Origin of the sequence: Sphingobium sp. CCH11-B1 (assembly GCF_001556865.1) — a bacterium.
Taxonomy (GTDB): domain Bacteria; phylum Pseudomonadota; class Alphaproteobacteria; order Sphingomonadales; family Sphingomonadaceae; genus Sphingobium.
Genome location: NZ_LSJY01000075.1, coordinates 1 through 14,818, shown reverse-complemented (window position 1 = coordinate 14,818; position 14,818 = coordinate 1). Strand labels below are relative to the sequence as shown.

The 14,818-nt window shown below is 67.2% G+C and carries 18 protein-coding genes and 1 pseudogene; 5 read left to right on the top strand and 14 right to left on the bottom strand.

Annotated elements, in window-relative coordinates; genetic code table 11:
• Positions 1-195: 195 nt before the first annotated feature.
• Positions 196-1,101: a histone deacetylase family protein gene (locus AX724_RS07925; protein ID WP_066765129.1), complete on the top strand. Its 906-nt coding sequence runs from the start codon at positions 196-198 to the stop codon at positions 1,099-1,101.
• Here the strand turns inward: AX724_RS07925 and AX724_RS07920 are convergent.
• The 7 genes from AX724_RS07920 to hisB all read right to left on the bottom strand — a co-directional run bounded on the left by AX724_RS07920 (position 1,098) and on the right by hisB (position 5,168).
• Positions 1,098-1,673 (bottom strand): hypothetical protein, encoded by a 576-nt coding sequence (locus tag AX724_RS07920; RefSeq protein WP_066765127.1) that lies wholly within the window; start codon positions 1,671-1,673, stop codon positions 1,098-1,100. The two genes, AX724_RS07925 and AX724_RS07920, sit on opposite strands and share 4 nt — an antisense overlap.
• 83 nt (positions 1,674-1,756) lie before the next feature.
• Positions 1,757-2,077: a phosphoribosyl-ATP diphosphatase gene (locus AX724_RS07915; protein WP_066765125.1), complete on the bottom strand. Its 321-nt coding sequence runs from the start codon at positions 2,075-2,077 to the stop codon at positions 1,757-1,759.
• An 82-nt stretch (positions 2,078-2,159) separates the two neighbouring features.
• On the bottom strand, positions 2,160-2,924 hold the full coding sequence (gene hisF / locus AX724_RS07910) for an imidazole glycerol phosphate synthase subunit HisF (protein WP_066765124.1): 765 nt from the start codon (positions 2,922-2,924) through the stop codon (positions 2,160-2,162).
• 4 nt (positions 2,925-2,928) lie between these two features.
• Entirely contained in the window at positions 2,929-3,666 is a 738-nt protein-coding gene (gene hisA, locus AX724_RS07905; protein WP_066765122.1) for a 1-(5-phosphoribosyl)-5-[(5-phosphoribosylamino)methylideneamino]imidazole-4-carboxamide isomerase, read from the bottom strand.
• On the bottom strand, positions 3,663-4,280 hold the full coding sequence (gene hisH, locus AX724_RS07900) for an imidazole glycerol phosphate synthase subunit HisH (RefSeq protein ID WP_066765120.1): 618 nt from the start codon (positions 4,278-4,280) through the stop codon (positions 3,663-3,665). The genes hisA and hisH overlap by 4 nt, the downstream gene beginning before the upstream one ends.
• Complete coding sequence (locus AX724_RS07895) at positions 4,277-4,567, bottom strand: YciI family protein (RefSeq protein WP_066765118.1); 291 nt, start codon at positions 4,565-4,567, stop codon at positions 4,277-4,279. The genes hisH and AX724_RS07895 overlap by 4 nt, the downstream gene beginning before the upstream one ends.
• Before the next feature lie 13 nt (positions 4,568-4,580).
• On the bottom strand, positions 4,581-5,168 hold the full coding sequence (hisB, locus tag AX724_RS07890) for an imidazoleglycerol-phosphate dehydratase HisB (RefSeq protein WP_066765139.1): 588 nt from the start codon (positions 5,166-5,168) through the stop codon (positions 4,581-4,583).
• Positions 5,169-5,252: 84 nt separating this feature from the next.
• Here hisB and AX724_RS07885 point away from each other — a divergent pair, with 84 nt between their 5' ends.
• The 3 genes from AX724_RS07885 (at position 5,253) to AX724_RS07875 (ending at position 8,130) form a co-directional block, all read left to right on the top strand.
• Entirely contained in the window at positions 5,253-5,729 is a 477-nt protein-coding gene (locus AX724_RS07885) for an SspB family protein (RefSeq protein ID WP_066765116.1), read from the top strand.
• Positions 5,730-6,209: 480 nt separating this feature from the next.
• Complete coding sequence (lgt, locus tag AX724_RS07880; RefSeq protein WP_066765112.1) at positions 6,210-7,076, top strand: prolipoprotein diacylglyceryl transferase; 867 nt, start codon at positions 6,210-6,212, stop codon at positions 7,074-7,076.
• Complete coding sequence (locus tag AX724_RS07875) at positions 7,066-8,130, top strand: class I SAM-dependent methyltransferase (RefSeq protein WP_066765110.1); 1,065 nt, start codon at positions 7,066-7,068, stop codon at positions 8,128-8,130. Before lgt ends, AX724_RS07875 begins: the two co-directional genes overlap by 11 nt.
• A 45-nt stretch (positions 8,131-8,175) precedes the next feature.
• Here the strand turns inward: AX724_RS07875 and gmk are convergent, their stop codons facing one another.
• Positions 8,176-8,841, bottom strand: a complete 666-nt coding sequence (gene gmk, locus AX724_RS07870) for a guanylate kinase (RefSeq protein ID WP_066765108.1) — start codon at positions 8,839-8,841, stop codon at positions 8,176-8,178.
• Between the two features lie 53 nt (positions 8,842-8,894).
• Between gmk and AX724_RS07865 the strand changes: the two genes are divergently transcribed.
• Positions 8,895-9,467 (top strand): DUF2585 domain-containing protein, encoded by a 573-nt coding sequence (locus tag AX724_RS07865; RefSeq protein WP_066765106.1) that lies wholly within the window; start codon positions 8,895-8,897, stop codon positions 9,465-9,467.
• On the opposite strand, the gene AX724_RS07860 is transcribed toward AX724_RS07865, so the two are convergent.
• From AX724_RS07860 to AX724_RS23975, 6 genes and pseudogenes are all read right to left on the bottom strand, one after another.
• On the bottom strand, positions 9,464-9,826 hold the full coding sequence (locus tag AX724_RS07860) for a hypothetical protein (RefSeq protein WP_066765105.1): 363 nt from the start codon (positions 9,824-9,826) through the stop codon (positions 9,464-9,466). The two genes, AX724_RS07865 and AX724_RS07860, sit on opposite strands and share 4 nt — an antisense overlap.
• 40 nt (positions 9,827-9,866) lie before the next feature.
• The gene (fumC, locus tag AX724_RS07855; RefSeq protein ID WP_066765104.1) at positions 9,867-11,252 is read right to left on the bottom strand and encodes a class II fumarate hydratase; all 1,386 of its coding nucleotides are present in this window, start codon (positions 11,250-11,252) and stop codon (positions 9,867-9,869) included.
• A 315-nt stretch (positions 11,253-11,567) separates the two neighbouring features.
• Positions 11,568-12,089: a sterol desaturase family protein gene (locus tag AX724_RS07850; RefSeq protein WP_066765134.1), complete on the bottom strand. Its 522-nt coding sequence runs from the start codon at positions 12,087-12,089 to the stop codon at positions 11,568-11,570.
• 25 nt (positions 12,090-12,114) lie between these two features.
• Positions 12,115-13,380 carry a cystathionine beta-lyase gene (gene metC / locus AX724_RS07845; protein ID WP_066765103.1) on the bottom strand — a complete coding sequence of 422 codons (1,266 nt, stop codon included), beginning with the start codon at positions 13,378-13,380 and terminating at the stop codon, positions 12,115-12,117.
• A complete protein-coding gene (locus AX724_RS07840) occupies positions 13,335-14,192 on the bottom strand; it encodes a sulfurtransferase (protein ID WP_066765101.1) in 858 nt (285 codons plus the stop codon). Before AX724_RS07840 ends, metC begins: the two co-directional genes overlap by 46 nt.
• Positions 14,193-14,275: 83 nt before the next feature.
• Positions 14,276-14,818, bottom strand: a pseudogene (locus AX724_RS23975) (hypothetical protein); the annotation flags it as partial.

The following is a 14,818-nucleotide window of genomic DNA, read 5'->3' as shown; positions in this document are numbered from 1 at the left end:
TTGCTGCATCGTGGGCGGAGCCAGCGTCGGGGCGACGGCGGGCGGCGGAGTCTGCCCATGAGCGGGGGCGGAAAGGGGAATGGCAATCAGGCCGGCGAGCGCCAGCCATGGACTTTGGGTCATCTTGGGATGGTTCATGCTGGACCAGATAGCGCAAAGCGGCCATCGTTCAAATCGCGATAGTCCGAAAAGATCATGCTGCACGTTGTTCACCACCCCGCCTATGTCTCGCCTGCAACACCCGGCAGCAGCTTTCGTTTCGACAAATATGGCTTGGTGATGGAGGCGCTCAGGGAAAGCGCCGCTGTCTTTACCCTGCACCAGCCCGAACCCATGCCCCGCGCCTGGCTGGAGGCGGTGCACGACCCCGATTATGTCGATCAGGTGCTTGGCATGACGGTGCCGCCGGAAAAGGAGCGGCGGATCGGCTTTCCCGTGACCGAGCGGGTGATGCGCCGTTCCCTGCTTTCGCCGGGCGGCACCTGGCTCGCCGCCAGGCTGGCGCAGCAACATCGCTATGCCGCCAATGCCGCAGGCGGCAGCCATCATGCGCTCAGCGATACGGGCGCGGGCTATTGCGTGTTCAACGATCTTGCCATCGCCGCCCACCGCCTGATCGCGGAAGGGGACGCGGCGCGCATCCTGATCCTCGACCTCGACGTGCATCAGGGCGACGGCACCGCCTCGCTGCTTGCCGGTCGCAGCGACATCTTCACCTTGTCGATCCATGCGGAAAAGAATTTTCCGGTGCGCAAGGCGCGCTCGACCCTCGACATCGGCCTTGCGGACGGGATGGGGGACGACGCCTATCTCGCCATCCTGGCCGACACGCTGCCGCGGGTGCTGGACGATTTTGCGCCCGACCTCATCCTTTATCAGGCGGGGGTCGACCCGCATGGCGGCGATCGTCTCGGTCGGCTGGCGCTCACCGATGCGGGGCTCGACGCGCGGGACCGTTATGTGATGCGGCAGGCGCTGGCCCGCGCCATCCCGCTCGCCAGCACCATGGGCGGCGGCTATGGCGCGGACCGGATGGCCGTCGCCCATCGCCATGCCGCCTGCATGATCCGCATGGCGCAGGAAGCCGACGCCGCCGATTAGTGCAGCGTCCCGGCCTCGCCGGTCGCGCTCGCCGTCTTCGTCTCCATCAGCTTCGCGGCGATCAGCCCCGCCAGCGCCAGCCCGACGAAATCGCTGAAGGCAAGGTAGAGGATATAGCCCCAGGGCGCGTGCATGAACACGGCCTGCCCGATGTCGATCCACAGGACAGCCGCGAGCGACAGGAAAATGGCCGCCCGCACGCGGCTGATGAAGTCGGGCAGGCAGAAACGCAGCGCCAGCCCGATCAGCAGCCCGACCAGCAGGGACAGGATCAGTCCGCCGATCAGCGACCCGCCGTCCATTACCGGGAATCCGCCGCTATTGTAGAAAACCTGCGCCACCGGCCCGCGTCCGTACAGGATCGTCCCCTGCGCGCTCGATGGATCGGGGATGGTATAGACGCCCGTCCCCGTGGCGTTGAGCGCCTGCGCCAGCGCGGCCTGCAGATTGGCGCTCGCCTGCTCGTCGGCGCGGCTGATCGCCAGCGCGGACAGCGGCGTGCCCCAGAAAAGGAAGCCAGTGATGAACAGGGCCAGGCCGCCGAGCAGCCCCCCTAAGACGGAGCGAATCATGGAACCTCCCCTTCGTCGCTATGATGCGGAAACCGGCACCATAACGCAGGGGGAATGATTTCTTTCCGGTATTTCTTTTACGGTCAGTCCTGCGGACGGGCCGCTTTTTCGGCGATGCCCGAAACGCCCTCGCGCCGTTCCAGCTCGTCCAGCACCGCATCCAGCGGCACGTCCATGTCCGCCAGCAGCATCAGCAGGTGGAACAGCAGGTCCGCGCTCTCGCCCACGACTCCGTCCCGCTCGCCGGCCATGGCGGCGATCACTGTCTCGACCGCTTCCTCGCCGACCTTCTGCGCGATCTTGGCGCGGCCCTTGCCGGCCAGCTTCGCCACATAGGATGCGGACGGATCGGCGCTCCGCCGCTCGCGGATCGTCTGTTCCAGGCTGTGAAGGGTCGCACGCATGGCCCTGCATCAAGCGCCGCGCGCGCGACCCGTCAAATCATTTCTGTCGGAAAGAAGGCGATGGCCCCGCATATGGCGCCGCTCAGTGCCGCCGCACCGCGATCCCGGCCGCCGCCAGCGCCTGATGCGCCTGCGCGATGCTGTGCTGGCCGAAATGGAATATCGACGCCGCCAGCACCGCGCTGGCATGGCCTTCCACCACGCCCTCGACCAGATGGTCGAGCGTTCCGACGCCGCCGCTCGCCACCACCGGCACGGACACCGCGTCCGCGATGGCGCGGGTCAGCGCCAGGTCATAGCCCTGCCGCGTGCCGTCTCCGTCCATCGACGTCACCAGCAGCTCGCCCGCGCCAAGCTCTGCAAGGCGCAGGGCATGTTCCAGCGCGTCGATCCCGGTCGGCTTGCGTCCGCCATGAGTGAAGATTTCCCACTGGCCCTCGCCCACGCGCCGCGCATCCACCGATCCCACGATGCACTGGCTGCCGAACCGGTCGGCGATGTCGGCGACGATCTCGGGCCGCGCCACGGCGGCGCTGTTCACCGCCACCTTGTCCGCCCCGGCGAGCAGCAGCGCGCGCGCATCCTCCGCGCTGCGCACCCCGCCGCCCACGGTCACGGGCATGAAGCAGACCTCGGCGGTCCGGCGCACCACGTCCAATATGGTGCCGCGCGCCTCATGGCTGGCGGTGATGTCGAGGAAGCAGAGCTCGTCCGCGCCCGCCGCATCATACAGCTTCGCCTGTTCGACCGGATCGCCCGCGTCGCGCAGGTCGACGAAATTGACGCCCTTCACCACCCGCCCGTTGGCGACGTCCAGGCAGGGGATGACGCGGGTGCGGACGGTCATGGGATCACGCCGCCGCCTGCGCCACCGCCAGCGCGGTCTTCAGGTCCAGCCGCCCGTCATAAAGCGCGCGGCCGGTGATGACCCCCTCAATTCCCTCGTCCGCGTGCAGGCTGAGCACCCGGATGTCCGCGATCCCCGCGACGCCGCCGCTGGCGATCACGGGAATGTCGGTCGCGCGGGCAAGGTCCACCGTCGCGTCGATGTTGCATCCCTTGAGCAGTCCGTCCCGGCCCACATCGGTGAAGAGCAGGCTGGCGACGCCCGCATCCTCGAACCGGCGGGCAAGGTCGATGACGGGCATGTCGCTCTTTTCCGCCCACCCGTCGGTCGCGACGAAGCCGTCGCGGGCGTCGACCGCCACGACGATGCCGCCGGGAAAGTCGCGCGCCGCCGCCTTGACGAAGGCGGGGTCTTTGAGCGCCGCCGTGCCGATCACGATGCGCGATACGCCCAGGTCGAACCAGCGCTCCACCGCCTCCCGGTTACGGATGCCGCCGCCAAGCTGGACATGGCCCGGAAAGGCCTCGACGATCGCCTCGACCGCCGCCGCGTTCACCGCATGGCCCGCAAAGCTGCCGTCCAGGTCGACGACATGCAGATGCTGCGCCCCGGCCTGCGCGAACAGCATGGCCTGCGCGGCGGGATCGTCGCCATAGACGGTGGCCCGGCCCATGTCCCCTTCGGCCAGGCGGACGACCTGACCTTCTTTAAGGTCGATAGCGGGAAAGACGATCAGGCTCACGGCCGCCACTCCAGGAAACGGGAAAGGAAGGAAAGGCCGTAGCGCTGGCTCTTTTCCGGGTGGAACTGGCAGCCGATGACGGTGTCGCGCGCCACCGCCGCGACCAGCGGCCCACCATGGTCGGTGACCGCCGCGACATCGGCCGGATCGGCGGCGTCGAAATGATAGCTGTGCAGGAAATAGGCTTCGCCGCCCTCCAGCAGCGCCGGCGCGCCGTCCGCCAGCGTCACGTCGTTCCATCCCATATGCGGAACCTTTATGGCCGGGTCGGTCGGCTCGATCATCCGCACCGTGCCGGGGATCCAGCCCAGCCCGTCATGCCGCCCGAATTCCTCGCCCGCATCGGCCAGCAACTGCATGCCCACGCACACCCCAAGGAACGGCGTGCCGCGCGTCCGCACCGCCGCGTTCATCGCCTCGACCATGCCGTCGATCGCGACCAGCGCGTCGCGGCAGGCGCGGAACGCGCCCACCCCCGGCAGGACGATCCGGTCGGCGCGCGCCACCGCATCGGCGTCGGCGGTGATGACGACATCCTCCGCCCCCGCCTTGCGCAGCGCGTTATGCACCGAATGGAGGTTGCCCGCGCCATAATCTATGAGGGCGATGGTCACGCCAGCAGGCTCTCCAGCGTCACGCCCGCAGCGGCCTTGACCGGCGTGAATTCGATCAGCTCGAACGTCGACAGTCCGTTGAGGAAGAAGGGATCGCCTGCCACTTTTTCCTGCAACTCGGCGCGCGTCCCGCGCGCCAGCAGCACGCCGCCCGTGCGCGGTTCGCGCGGCCCGGCCAGCAACAGCCAGCCCTCCGCGATCGCCTCGTCCAGCCAGGCGCGGTGCGCCGCCCGATGGGCGTCGACCTGTTCTAGAGGGGCGGTGTAGATGATGGAAATCAGAAACATCGCCGCATTTTCCTCACAACATGCCCTTGGTCGAAGGGATCGCGTCCCCCTTGCGGGGGTCGATCTCCACCGCCTGCCGCAACGCGCGGGCCAGGCCCTTGAACGCGCTTTCGACGATATGGTGGTTGTTGCCGCCGTAGAGATTTTCGATGTGCAGCGTGATGCCCGCCGCCTGGGCGAAGCTGTGGAAGAAATGCTCCACCATCTCCGCATCCCATTCACCGATCTTCTGCACGGTAAAGGGCAGCTTGCACACCAGCCAGGGCCGGCCCGAAATATCGAGCGCGACACGCGTCAGCGTCTCGTCCATGGGCGAATAGACGCTGCCGTACCGGGAAATGCCGCGCTTGTCGCCCAGCGCCTTGGCCACCGCCTCGCCGATCGCGATCGCCGTATCCTCGGTCGTGTGATGCTGGTCGACATGCAGGTCGCCCACGGTCTTCACGTCCATGTCGATCAGCGAATGGCGCGACAGCTGCTCGATCATATGGTCGAAAAAGCCGATGCCGGTCGACACCGTATAAAGGCCCGTGCCGTCCAGGTTGACGGTGACGTCGATCTGCGTTTCCGCGGTGTTCCGGTGAATCTCGGCCGTGCGCATGGCCGCCCTATAGCGCTTCCCGCCGCGCATGCAATCGCGCGCACGGGCTTGACCCCCGGTTTCGCGCCGTTAGGACATTGGCCCATGAGCGAAGACCTGCCCGACAGCCTGATTCCCTATGACGAGATCGTGCAGGAGGCGCTGCGCGCGGTCGTCGGCCGCGTGCTGGGCGAAGTGCAGGAAACAGGCGGCCTGCCGGGCGCGCATCACTTCTACATCACCTTCAAGACGCAGGCGCCCGGCGTGGACATCCCCCGCCATCTGGAGGAGCGCTTCCCGGACGAAATGACCATCGTCCTCCAGAATAAATTCTGGGATCTGAAGGTCAGCGACCGCCATTTCGAGGTGAGCCTGACCTTCAACCAGGTCGCGGCGCATCTCTACATTCCCTTCGCCGCGATCACTGCCTTCGTCGATCCCGCCGTCAACTTCGCGCTTCAGTTCCAGGTCAATTCCGACGATGATCCCCAGCCGCACGAGGAAGCCGAGAACGACGTGCCGCAGGCGACGAGCGAAGACGGGTCCAACGTCGTGACGGTGGACTTCGGCAAGAAGAAATAGAGGGGAAGGGGCTGTCCAAGTCCCTCTCCCGCCTGCGTCATGCCGGCGCAGGCGGGCATCTCAGGCGATGACGCACGGCGGTCGCCCCTGAAGGCCTCAGGCCCCCGCTTCGCTGGGTGACGATGATCGGGTTGCTCGACCCGTCCCCCCGCTTCTGTCTCCCCCGCTTTCCTACCCGCGCCCCTGCTGCTCCATTCTCTCCATGACCAGCGGCCACTCCCTCCATCCACCCATCCTATCCACCGCGACGCTCCATAGGACGAGACGCGTCGCGAGCGCATGGCGGACGCGTCGGCGGCGCTTCGCGGAAGCCTCGCGAGCGCGTCGAGCCTATTTTCGGCAGTTTTGCGTGGCATAAACGGTATGAACTTCGCAGGGCCGCGGTGGCCCGGCGGGAGGTGACCGAATCGCCCATCGCCCCTTCATCTTCGGACGCGCTTGCTTTATGGCCGCACTCCTCATCCTTTAAGGGGCTCGATTTTGATCCTGGACCTCGCCGCCGCCGCTTCGGGCGCCATTCGTTTCGAAGATCTGGGGCTGAACCCCGTGGCCCTCAACCTCGGCTTCTTCACCATCAAATGGTACAGCCTCGCCTATCTGGCGGGCATCCTGATCGGCTACTGGTATCTGCTGAAACTGGTCGCGCAGCCCGGGTCGCCGATGGCGCGACGCCATGCCGACGACATGATCTTCTATGCGACCCTCGGCATCATCATCGGCGGCCGGCTCGCCTATGTGGTCTTTTACCAGCCCGAAATCCTCCGCCACCCGCTCGACATATTCAAACTATGGAATGGCGGCATGTCCTTCCATGGCGGCGCGCTCGGCGTCTCGCTCGGCATCCTCTACATGGCATGGAAGGAAAAGCTGAACTGGCTGCGCATCCACGACTATGTCGCCTGCGTGGTGCCCTTCGGCCTCTTCTTCGGCCGGCTGGCCAATTTCGTGAACGGGGAACTTTGGGGCAAGGAAACCGACGTTCCCTGGGCCATCATCTTCCCCACCGGCGGACCCTTTCCCCGCCACCCCAGCCAGCTTTACGAAGCGCTGCTGGAAGGTGTGCTGCTGTTCCTCATCCTTGCCTATGCCTTCTGGCGGACGAAGGCGCGCTACGAACCCGGCAAGCTCGTCGGCATCTTCCTGCTCGGCTATGGCTGCTTCCGCTTCGCCGTCGAATATGTCCGCGAAGCCGACGCCCAGCTTATGGAATTCGCCGCGCGCACGGGCCTGCATATGGGCCAGTGGCTCTGCATCCCGATGATCGTCGCGGGCCTCTATCTTATCGCCACGGCGAAGGGCCGCCGCCTGCGCGTCGAGCCGGTCGCCGGCAGCGCCAGTGTCGGCTGACGCCGAACCGCTCGCCACGCGGCTGGCGCGCCAGATCGCGGCGGGCGGGCCGATATCCGTCGCCCATTATATCGGGGAGGCGAACCAGCATTATTACGCCACCCGCGATCCGCTGGGCGCGGCCGGCGACTTCACCACCGCGCCCGAAATCAGCCAGATGTTCGGCGAACTGGTCGGGCTGGCGCTCGCGGATGTGTGGATGCGCTCGGGCAGGCGGCCCGATCCCGCCTATGTCGAACTCGGTCCGGGACGCGGCACGCTGGCGTCCGATGCGCTCCGCGCGATGGAGCGGGCGGCCCTCGCGCCCAAGCTGCATCTGGTGGAAACGAGCCCCGTCCTGCGCGACCGCCAACGGGCGCTGCTCCCCATTGCCCACCACCACGACACGATCGACACCCTGCCGGAAAAAGGCCCGCTGCTGGTGGTCGCCAACGAATTTTTCGATGCGCTGCCGATACGGCAATGCGTCCGCGTCGCTGACGAATGGCGGGAACGGGTGGTGGTCGCGCGGGAAGCGGAAGGACGTTTCCTCGCCGTTCCCGGCTATCGTCGCATCGAATCAGGCCTGCCGCCGATTGCCGCGCAGGCGGAGGACGGCGCGATCATCGAATCGCCGATCGTCGGCGCAGGCATCGCCTTTGCGCTCGCCAACCGGATCGCCAAGCAGGGCGGCGTCGCGATCCTCATCGACTATGGCTATGAAGGCCCGGCGCTGGGCGACACGCTTCAGGCGGTCAGGGATCACGCCTTCGCTGATCCCTTCGCCGATCCGGGCGAGGTGGACCTTACCACCCATGTCGATTTCACCATGCTGGGCAATATGGCGCGGCAGGCGGGGCTGCGGGTATATGGTCCGGCCGGGCAGGGCGATTTCCTGGCGCAACTCGGCATCCATGCCCGCGCCGATCAACTGGCGGCGTCCAGCCCGGATCGCGCGCAGGACGTGGATGCGGCCCGCCGCCGCCTTACCGATCCCGAACAGATGGGCACCTTGTTCAAGGCGATGGCATGGACCCATCCCGACTGGGCCGCTCCGGCGGGTTTCGACAAATAGCTTTCCTACCCGCCGCCTGGGGCGCACACCGTATGGGTGGCGCGCTCAGTCGTCCTGGTGATAGCGACTGAGCTTGCGGATGAAACCGATGAGGCCGGTCTGGCGGCTGCGCTTCATCCGTTCGGCGTGCAGGATGGTCTGGACCCGCTGGAAACAATCCTCCGCATCCACATTGCACAGCACATAGTCATATCCGTCCCAGTGCGCGATCTCGCCTGCGGCGCGCGCCATGCGGCCTTCGATCACTTCGTTGCTGTCAGTCGCGCGCCCGCGCAGGCGGCGTTCCAGCTCCTCCATCGAAGGGGGCAGGATGAAGATGCGCACGACATCGCCGCCGGCGATCTGGTGCAACTGCTGCGCGCCCTGCCAGTCGATGTCGAACAGCACGTCCTTGCCGGACTTCAGCATGGCCTCCACCGCCGCCCGCGGCGTGCCGTAGCGCTGGCCGAACACGTGCGCCCATTCCAGAAACTCATGGTCGTTCGCCATGCGCCGGAATTCTTCGAGATCGACGAAATGATAATCCTTGCCGTCCACCTCTCCCGGCCGCATCGGCCGCGTGGTGGCAGATACCGACATGGACAGGTCAGGCTCGGCGGCCAGCAGCTTGCGCGCGATGGTGGACTTGCCCGCGCCCGAAGGCGAGGACAGAACGAAGAGCAGGCCCCGGCGCTTAAAGTCGGGCGTCTGGTTCGGGATGCTGTCGGCCATGGCCGGTAGTGACGCCGAAGCGCGTTTTTTGCAAGAGGGGGGAGACGAGACGGATGGGGCGAAGGCGCAGCAGCGGGAACAGGCGGGGCTTCATCCTGGCCGCTCTGGTGGCTGTGGGGGCATGCGTGCTGCTGTTCCTGATGCACCGGCCGCCCATCTGCACGTGCGGGCGGGTGGAATTATGGCATGGCGCGCTCGACAGCGGCAACAGCCAGCATATCGCCGACTGGTACAGCCTCAGCCACGTCATTCACGGCTTCCTCTTCTACGCGCTGGCGCGCTGGCTGTTGCGCGGGAAGCCGTTGGGCACGCGGCTCGCCGCTGCGGTCGCGGTGGAATCGGCCTGGGAAATCCTCGAAAATTCCCCGATCATCATCGACCGGTATCGCACGGCGACGATCGCGCTCGGCTATTCGGGCGACTCGATCCTCAATTCGATGAGCGACATCGGGATGATGACAGCCGGATTTCTGTTCGCGGCGCGCGCGCCCGTGCGCGTCACCATCGCGGCCGGCATCCTCATGGAATTGCTCGCACTTGTCGTTATCCGCGACAATCTGACGCTCAACATCCTGATGCTGACCTGGCCGGTCGAAGCGATCCGCCAGTGGCAGGCGGCACTTTAGGCCTTACCCGTCTTGCGCGCGCTTCCGATGGGGATGGCGTCGCTCCCGGCGGGAACAGCACTCTGATCGGTCAGCAGCTTCTGCGTCTTGCGCCGCTGCGCCTCGCGCTTGGCTTCGTATAGCTTGCCAGCCATGTAGGCGCCGGTCACGAACAGCGCGCCGGCGGGATAGCGCATGATGACCCGCTTCGCCCCGGCCCCGGCGAGGAGGCCGACCACGCCCTTCTTGCCGGTGGCGGCGGCGACGCGCGCGGCAACCACCGTCGCACCCACCCGCGCCGCCTTTCGCAGCAGCCCGGCCTTACGCGGCGGGCGTATCGTCACCAGGGGTGCGTCGGGGGTGAGGCTTTTCTTCTTCATGTCGAGTCAATGTATCGCAGCGCCGCCGGTTCCGCCACCATCACACCATATTTTCGGGCCGCACCAGACGATCGAACGTCTCGGCATCGACCAGCCCCAGTTCAAGCCCCGCCTCGCGCAGCGTCAGCCCCTTCTTGTGCGCATGTTTGGCGATGGCGGCGGCGTTGTCGTAACCGATTTCGGGCGCGAGGGCGGTCACCAGCATCAACGACCGATCAACCAGTTCTGCGATCCGCGCTTCATTGGCTTCCAGCCCCTCGACGCAGCGTTCGACGAAGCTGTCCATGCCGACGCTGAGCAGGTGGATGGAGCGCATCACCGCCGCGCCGATCAACGGCTTGAAGACGTTGAGTTCCATATGGCCCTGCATGCCGCCGATCGTCACCGCCTGATGGTTTCCGATCACCTGTGCCGCGACCATGGTCAGCATCTCGCACTGGGTGGGATTCACCTTGCCCGGCATGATGGAGCTGCCCGGTTCGTTGGCGGGCAGGTCCAGCTCGCCAAGGCCGGATCGCGGCCCTGAACCCAGCAGGCGGATATCGTTGGCGATCTTCGTCAGCGCGACCGCGATGCTGTTCAGGCGGCCGGAAAAATCGACCAGCGTGTCATGGCTGGCCAGCGCCTCGAACTTGTTGGGGGCGGTTTCGAACGGAAAGCCCGTAATGGCGGCGATTTCGCGCGCGATATCCTCGCCAAATCCTTCCGGCGCGTTGAGCCCGGTGCCCACGGCGGTGCCGCCCTGCGCCAGGCGGGAAAGGCCATGTTCGACGAGCGGCATGGTGCGTGTGCGGGCCAGGCGAACCTGCGCATAATAGCCGGAAAATTCCTGTCCCAGCGTCAGTGGCGTCGCGTCCTGAAGATGGGTGCGGCCGATCTTCACGATGTGGTTCCACGCCTTCGCCTTGTCCAGCAGGGCGTTTTCCAGCCGCTGAAGCGCAGGCAGCAGCCGGCGGGTCGCGGCGAGCGCGGCCGCGATATGCATGGCGGTCGGGAAACTGTCGTTGGACGATTGCCCCTGGTTGACATGGTCGTTGGGATGGACGGGCGATTTGCCGCCGCGCGTTCCGGTCAGGATTTCATTGGCGCGGCCGGCGATCACCTCATTGACGTTCATGTTGGACTGGGTGCCGCTGCCCGTCTGCCAGATGACGAGGGGGAACTGGTCGTCATGGTCGCCGGCGGCGACCTCCGCCGCGGCGGTCTCGATCGCGTCGGCGATCCGGGTATCGAGGCCGTGGGCGCGGTTCACCCGCGCTGCCGCCTGCTTCACGATGGCGAGCGCATGCACGATTTCGATCGGCATCCGTTCGGTCGCGCCGAAGGGGAAATTTTCGATGCTGCGCTGCGTCTGCGCCCCCCAATAGGCGTCGGCCGGTACTTCGATGGCGCCGATGCTGTCGGTTTCGGTGCGGGTCAGGGTCATGGATGTCGTCGCCTTCGTGTGGGGGATGGAGGGCATGTAGGGCGGCGACGGCAAATACCAATGACCCGTCGGTGAAACGGCGGCGCTGGATGCGGACCGAAGTTCACACCATTACGCCACGCAAAACCGGGCTTTTCGCCCGCGACGCGCTCGCGACGCCTCTCACACGCGTCCCCGAAGCGTGCCGAACGCGCTCGCGACGCGTCTCCGCCATCGGCGCCTGGAGGGCGACAGGGCGCGTCGGGAGCAGGAGGTTGGGCGGGGCCGGACATGACCGCAGTGAAGCGCGGGCAGGCGAAGTAGGAAAGTCCGCCCTCAGGGCAGCGGCTCGGCCGTTTCCACACCGCGCGCGGCGCGGATGCCGGCGCGGCCGTTCCGGGCGAGCTGGCGCTTGAGCGCTGTCGGATGCGGCGCGACGAGGAAGCCGAAGCTGACCGTGCCTTGCTTTGTTTCGACGGCATGATGCAGACGGTGCGCCTGGACGATCCGCTTCATGTAGCGCGAGCGCGCGACATAGCGGTTGCGCACACGCTGATGCACGATGATGTCGTGGAAGCCCAGATAGATGGCGCCATAGGCCGCGATCCCCGCGCCCATTGCCGTCGCCCAGCCGCCCCAGCCCCATTGCACGCCGCCGAGCAGGAGGAGGATGGAGGGGAGCGCGAAGATGACGAAGTAGAGGTCGTTCGCCTCCCACAAACCCGTGCGGGGGCGATGGTGGCTGGCATGGAGAAACCAGCCCGGCCCGTGCATCACCCAGCGGTGCATGACATAGGCGAACCCTTCCATCGCGGCGACGGTGGCGATGAAGATCAGCAGGAGAGAGAGCGGTGGCATGGAGGGAATATAGTCGGCCAAGCGCTCAGGCGCGACCCCCGTCGCGCGCGGCCCGGAAACGGGCAAGGCCCGCGTCGAGATCGGCGATGAGGTCGGCCGGGTCTTCCAGTCCGACATGAAGGCGGACGGCCGGTCCTTCCGCTTCCCAGCGCGTGACGCTGCGGTAACGGGCAGGATCGACTGGAAGGGCGAGGCTCTCGAACCCGCCCCAGCTGTAGCCGATGCCGAAATGGGCGAGACCGTCGATCAGCGCGGCGCGCGCGGCCTCGTCGCCGCCCTTGAGGATGAAGCTGAAAAGGCCGGTGGACCCGGTAAAGTCGCGCCGCCAGACGTCATGCCCCGGAAAGTCGGGCAGGGCGGGGTGCAGGACGCGGGCGACATCCGGCTGATCGGCCAGCCAGCGGGCGACGGCAAGCGCGCTGTCGCGATGCTGGGCAAGGCGGATGCCCAGCGTGCGCAGGCCCCGCGACGCCAGCCAGGCGTCGTCCGGGCTGACCATCTGGCCGAACAGATAGGCGCCCTGCCGTATGCGCCCGAACCAGTCGGCCGTGGCGCTGACGCTGCCGATCATCACGTCGCTATGGCCGACGATATATTTGGTGCCCGCCAGGATGGAGATGTCGACGCCGTGGGAAAGCGCCGGGAAATAGAGCGGCGTCGCCCATGTATTGTCGATCAGCGTGACGACCCCGTTCGCCTTCGCCCAGGCGGCGAGCGCGGGCACGTCCTGCACCTCGAAGGTCAGGCTGCCGGGGCTTTCGAGGAACAGCGCGCGGATCGGCCCATCGGCGAGATGGGCGTCGAGCGAGAGGCTGGTCGGATCATAATAGATCGTCTCGACGCCCCAGGGACGCAGCACCTGTTCGCAGAAATTGCGGGTGGGGTCGTAGGCGCTGTCGACCATCAGCAGCCGGTCGCCGGGTTTCAGCACCGCCATGAGCGCGCAGGCGATCGCCGCCACGCCCGACGGGAAGAGCATCGTGCCGTCCGCGCCCGGTTCCAGTTCGGTGAGCGCGTCGGCGAGCGACCAGGCCGTCGGCGTGCCTTTCCGCCCGTAGAAGAGGCGTTCATGCGTGCTGCTGCCCGCCGCTTTCCGCAGGTGGGCGACATCATCGTAAAGGATGGTGGAGGCGCGCCATACCGGCGGGCTGACGATACCGCCGGGCTGCCCCGGCATGCCGGTCCATTCCGGCCTGCGCCCCGCCTGCGCCAGCTTCGTCAGCGGCTTGCGCGCATCATCCTCGCTCACGCCGCACCCGTCGCCTTGGGCGTGCCGGGATCGAAGCCCCATTCCGACCAGCTGCCGTCATAGAGGGACACGTCCGTCTTGCCGAGCGTCTCCAGCCCCGCGAGCAGGATGGCGGCGGTGACGCCGCTGCCGCAGCTGGTGATGACGGGGCGGTCGAAATCCGTGCCGGCCTCCACGAACAGGCGGCGCAGTTCATTGCCCTGCTTCATCCGGTTGTCCGCGTCGAACAGGGCGGAGGAGGGGAGGTTGCGGCTGCCGGGAATATGGCCCGACGCCATGCCGGGGCGCGGTTCCGCCTCCGCGCCGGTGAAGCGGGCCGCGCCGCGCGCGTCGATCACCTGGGCGTCGCCGCTGGCGAGATTGGCGATCAGGTCGGCCTTGGTTCGGACCTGCGACCGGTCGAGCCGGGCGATGGCGGTGCCGGGCGCGGGCGAGACGGGGCCGCTTTCGACCGCGCGCCCCTCCGCCACCCATTTGGGCAGGCCGCCGTCCAGGATCGCGGCGCCCCGGCCCCGGTCCGCGCCCAGGCCATAGACGCGCATCATCCACCATCCGCGCGCGGCGCTGTGCGTCGGGCTGTTGTCATAGACGATGATGCGGTTGTCGGGATGAATGCCGAGCGCCTGCGCGCGTTGCGTCATCATCGCGTCGGGGGGCAGCATGCCCGGCACGGGATCGTTCGGGTCGTTGAGCGTGGGCAGGTCCATATAGGCTGCGCCGGGAATATGGGCGGCCTCGAACTCGGCGCGGGGATCGCGCGGGGTGCCGGGCAGGAAGAGGCTGGCATCCAGGATGACGAGGTCCGGGGCGCCCAGTTCGGCGGCGAGCCAGTCGGTGGAAACGAAGATGGTCATGGCCTGTCCTTGATGCTGCCCTCCGGCTTTCTTTGGCGAAAGGACGGGGCTTCGACAAGCGCGCTCTGCCCTTTCCGACAGGGTCAGGCGGGGGTGAGTTCTGCGGCGGCGCGGGCGGCGGGGCGGCGATATTGGCGTGGCCCCTGATCAAGGCGAAGGGGCGCGAGGCGGTCGGCCGGCGGGTCCTGCTCCTGCCCGACGACGAAGGCGCGGGCGGTGCGGCCCGTGCCTGCCGCCTCGCCATCCCGATCGCCCCAGAGATAGGCGGCGTCGAAGGCGGCGACCGGAATGAGCAGGCTGCGCTGGCCCATCTCCACCGGCACGATCTGCTCCGGCGACAGGCGCAGTTCGCCCGAAACGCTCTGCGTCTCGCCCGGGGCGATGGCGACGACGCTGTGCAGCGGCAGGCCGTCCTGCCCGCTGAAGAAGCCTTGCAGCAACGCCTGCTGCTGCGCGCCGCCATTGCCCAGCAGGCCGCGCACCATGACCTCCCGGGCGGGCCGTTCGCCACGATTGTGGAGGATGAGGGTATAGCTGACGGTCACGCCCAGCAGCGAGAAGCGGGCCTGGGTGACGGCCAGGTCCATGTCCAGCCACGGGCGATCGGGGTCGGGCGTGGCGAGGGG